Origin of the sequence: Streptomyces sp. NPDC056361 (assembly GCF_042262805.1) — a bacterium.
Taxonomy (GTDB): Bacteria; Actinomycetota; Actinomycetes; order Streptomycetales; family Streptomycetaceae; genus Streptomyces.
In genome coordinates this window covers 1-4,203 of sequence record NZ_JBHJQI010000282.1, presented here as the reverse complement: position 1 = coordinate 4,203, position 4,203 = coordinate 1, and the positions used below count along the sequence as shown (strand labels likewise).

Annotated in this window: 4 protein-coding genes; 3 read left to right on the top strand and 1 reads right to left on the bottom strand. The window is 74.9% G+C overall.

Features of this window, described 5'->3' with window-relative positions; translation table 11 throughout:
• Nucleotides 1–42 precede the first annotated feature (42 nt).
• Nucleotides 43–828, bottom strand: coding sequence for a trypsin-like serine protease (locus ACFCY7_RS40025; RefSeq protein ID WP_376491006.1), 786 nt, complete (start codon nt 826–828; stop codon nt 43–45).
• Between the two features lie 162 nt (nt 829–990).
• Between ACFCY7_RS40025 and ACFCY7_RS40020 the strand changes: the two genes are divergently transcribed.
• The 3 genes from ACFCY7_RS40020 (at nt 991) to ACFCY7_RS40010 (ending at nt 4,192) form a co-directional block, all read left to right on the top strand.
• Nucleotides 991–1,875, top strand: coding sequence for a hypothetical protein (locus ACFCY7_RS40020; protein WP_376491005.1), 885 nt, complete (start codon nt 991–993; stop codon nt 1,873–1,875).
• A gap of 219 nt (nt 1,876–2,094) precedes the next feature.
• Nucleotides 2,095–3,564, top strand: a complete 1,470-nt coding sequence (locus ACFCY7_RS40015) for an ankyrin repeat domain-containing protein (RefSeq protein WP_376491004.1) — start codon at nt 2,095–2,097, stop codon at nt 3,562–3,564.
• A 67-nt stretch (nt 3,565–3,631) separates the two neighbouring features.
• Entirely contained in the window at nt 3,632–4,192 is a 561-nt protein-coding gene (locus ACFCY7_RS40010; protein WP_376491003.1) for a nitroreductase family protein, read from the top strand.
• The last annotated feature ends 11 nt before the right edge of the window (nt 4,193–4,203 follow it).

Here is a 4,203-nt window from a genome sequence, read left to right as displayed (position 1 = left end):
GCCCCGGGGCGGTTCGTCGCCCCGGGGCCCTCCCTTCTCGGGCTACAGCGTGGCCGCGGCCGACTTGATCGCGGCGGCGAAGGTCGAGACCTCCGTGTAGACGCCCGGGTAGCCGGCCCGCGCGCAGCCCTCGCCCCAGCTCACGATGCCGACCTGGATCCAGGCACCGGCGTTGTCCTTGCGGAACATGGGGCCGCCGGAGTCACCCTGGCAGGTGTCGACCCCGCCCTCGTTGTAGCCGGCGCAGATCTCCTCGCCGGGGACGAGGGAGCTGCCGTACGCGGCCTGGCAGTCGGCGTCCGAGACGAACGGGACGGTCGCCTTGCGCAGGTAGCGCTGCTGGCCGCCGCCCTCGCGGGTGGCGCCCCAGCCGGCCACGGTGAACGTGCCGCTGTTGTACGAGGTCGTCTCGGCGATCTTCAGGTTCGGCAGCGAGGTGATCGGCGAGGCGAGCTTGATGAGGGCCCAGTCCTTGCCCGTGCCGTTGTAGCCGGGGGCCTGGTAGACCTTGGTGGACTTGACCTTGATGGCGCTGCTCGACTGGAGGTCGACGACTCCGGCGGTGGCGGTGATGCTCGTGTTGTTGCCGGAGCCGCTCACGCAGTGGGCGGCGGTGAGGACGACCTGAGGGGTGATCAGGGAGCCGCCGCAGCCCATGGAGAGCCTGACCATCCAGGGGAACTCGCCCTGGGCCGCACGGACGCCGCCGACGACGGGGGCGGGAGCGGCGGAGGCGGACGTGGTGGGCTGGAGGCTGACGGCCGCCAGGACGACGGCGCCGGCCGCGGCCAGCTTCTGGAGCGTGCGAACCACGCGGTTCTGCTTCATGTGCCTGCCTTCTCTCGTGGGGGGTTGCCCCTTGACGGGTGATGACATGCGCCCGTCAAGGCCTGTCCGGATTATGGACAGCTCCCAACTTCCGCCACAAGGAAGCCTTTTCGGCCAGCACCGGTGGAGGGACCGTACAGTGGGAGAGAGGGGGAATCCGGTATGCCGAACCGTCACGAGGCCAACCGTGTCACCCACGGCTTCCCGCACCGCGCCACCGTCCGGGCCTCGCTCACCGCGCTCTACCGGCGCCTCTCCCCCGACGGCGTGCACCGCTACCCGACGAGCGTGCCGCCCGCCGCCGTCGCCCTCGGCGACGACGAGGACCTCCACCTCGGCACCCAGCGGGTGGCCCACGCCCTGGTCCGCCACCTCCGGCTGCCCGAGGCGCGCATGGTGGTGGGCTTCCGGCCCATGGAGCACGCCGCGACCGTCGAACTCACCGCCGGACCCGAGTACTCCGTGGAGCTCAACGACCGCTTCCGCACCCGCCGCAGGGACATCGGGGCCGCCCTCGCCCACGAGATCACCCACGTCCTGCTGCACCGGCTCGACCTCGGCTTCCCCGACACCGCCGACAACGAGGTCCTCACCGACGTCGCCACCACCTACCTCGGCGCCGGCTGGCTCCTCCTCGACGCCTACCGCCGCGACGGAGTCGAGAGCCAGAAACTCGGCTACCTGACCCCCGAGGAGTTCGGCTACGTCCTCGCCAAACGCGCCGACGTCTTCACCGAGGACCCCTCCCCGTGGTTCACCAGCGCCGTCGCGTACGAGGCCTGGGTACGGGGCCGGACCGAGGCGCGCCGCGAACGCACCCCGCCGCCGCTCGCCTCCGCCGGCTGGGCCGACCGCCGCCGCTACGACTGGGAACGGCGCCGGGGCAGGGCCTCCCCCGGCGCCCCGTACGCCTTCGACGGCGGCGCCCCCGCCACCGGCGTCTCCTTCCCCTGCCCGATCTGCGCACAACGGCTGCGCATCCCGGCGGGCCGGACGCTGCGGGCCCGGTGCGGGGTGTGCCGCACCGTGCTCGACTGCGTGACCTGACGGCACCCGGGACGCCCGGGGCCTCCCGGGTGCCCGGGCACCCGCCGGACGATGACGCCTCGCCAGAAGGGGTGCAGCGGGCCGCCCACACGGTGTTCCGCCACCGCCTGTCGGCCGGACTCCGGCGCCTTCTCCGGGCGAGGACGCGGGCGCACTCCACCCCCGGCGAGTGACCGAATCGATTTGCGTCAGGCCACGACGGCGGGTCAGGGTCGGGGCATGAGCACGCTGTTCGACGCCATCCGGGACGGGGACGAGGACGGGGCCGTGCGGGCCCTTCGGGGCGGGGAGGGGCCCGAGGACCGGGAGGACGGGGAGAGTGCGCTGTACCGGGCGGCGGTCGGCGACGAGGTGGGGATCGTCAGGTTGCTGCTCGCGGCCGGAGCCGACCCGGGGCGGGGCAGCGGGGAGGACGGGGGCGACCTGCCGTTGTGCGGGGCGGCCTGCGGGGGGCACGCCGAGGTGGTGCGGGCGCTGCTGGCGGCGGGGGCGGAGCCGGATCAGGAGGAGGCGTACGGGTTCACGGCGCTGGCTTGGGCACTGCGGCTGGGGCATGCCGACACGGCGAGGGTGCTGCTGGAGCACGGGGCGGATCCGGACCGGTGCGGGCCCGACGGGCTCGTGCCGCTGGTCGCGGCGGCGCGGCGCGGCTCGACCGGCTGTGTGCGGGTGCTGCTGGAGTACGGGGCGCAGGCGCGGGAGGCGGCGCTGCGGGAGGCGCGGCGGTGGATCGGCGTGGACATGGCGGCGGAGTTGCGGCGCGGGCTGGTGGCGGGGAACGAGGGCGGGGAGACGTACGAGGCGGTGGTGCGGCGGGTCCGGGAGGACGGCGGGGTGACGGTGGTGGTGGAGCTGCTGCGGGAGGACGGGGCGCCGGGGCGGGGCGACGACCGGCACACCGGGCACGCGGCGATCTCCACGCTTCTGGAGTCGGCGCTCGGTCTGCGGACTCCGCACGAGGAGCTGGCGGCGCGGGCGTTGCGCTGCGGTGACCCGGAGCTCGACGACTGGACGACGGCGGTGGACGAGCTGGCGGGCCGGGGCGACGAGGAGACGTTCGTGGCGGCGGCGGGCTGGTGTGCCTACCGCGACCCGATGCGGCGGGCGTTCGGCGCGCGGGTGCTCGGTGCGCTGCGCGGTTTCGGTCCGGGGGCGGTCCCCGTGTTGCGGCGGCTGGCGGCGGAGGCCGTGGCCCCGGCCCGCGAGCCCTTGCTGTCGGCGGTCCTGTCACTGGGGGTGTGCGCGGATCCGGCCGCCGTGCCCGAACTGCTCGCGGCGGCCGGGCATCCGGGTGCCGCCGTGCGGCGGGCGGTGGCGGCCGCCCTGGCGGGGATCGTGCCCGCCGGGCACGTCGAGGCGCTCGGCGTGCTCCTCGCGTTGAGCCGGGACGGCGATGCCCGGGTACGGGACTGGGCGACGCTGGCGCTGGCGGAGCTGCCCGACGACACCCCGCTCGTCCGGGAGGGGCTCGCGGAACGTCTCGGCGACGACGACCCGGAGACGGCCGCCGAGGCGGCGCGCGGGCTCGCGATCCGGCAGGACCCGCGCGCCGTCGACGCGCTCTCGTCGATCCTCGCGGACGGCGCCGCCGACGGCGCGGCCCGTGAGACGGCCCTGGCGGCCCTGGAGCACGTGCGCGAGCCCCGGGTCAGGACCCGTCTGGAGTGGACGACGCCGCGGCGGAGCTGAGCGCTCGGCCTCGGCCCCTCGGACATCCGCCGGAATAGGCCTGCGCGGCGGGCAGTTGGACCGGATCATGCGACGTGATCCGGAACGGCCCGACGGTCTTCATCCCCTGCTGGCGGGACGTTTCAGCCCGTACCGGTTCGACCCATCGGCGGCGGTCGACGACCACGCCCTGGGGTTGCTGCTGGAAGCGGCGCGGTGGGCGCCGTCAGCGGGGAACTCCCAGCCGTGGGGGTTCTTCGCGAGCCGGCCGGGCGAGCCGGGGCACGAGCGGGTGGTGCCGCACCTCGCGCCCAGCTCGGCCCGGTGGGCGAGGGACGCGGGGCTGCTCGTCGTCACGTCGGCACGCCGTCACGTCGACGACACGGACCTGCTCTTCTCCGAGTTCGCGGACTACGACCTGGGCCAGGCCATCGCCCACATGACCGTGCAGGCGCAGGCGATGGGGCTGGCGGCGCACCAGTTCCGGGCTTTCGATCTGGAAGGGCTCACCAAGGAGCTGGATCCTGCGCCGGGTTGGGCGATCGTCTCGATGGTCGCCGTGGGGCGGGCGGCCGGTGAGCCGCCGGAGGGCCGCGACCGGCGCAGTGTCGCCGATCTGCTGTCGGCGCCCTGGTCGCCGTCCGCGTAGCACCTCGTCCG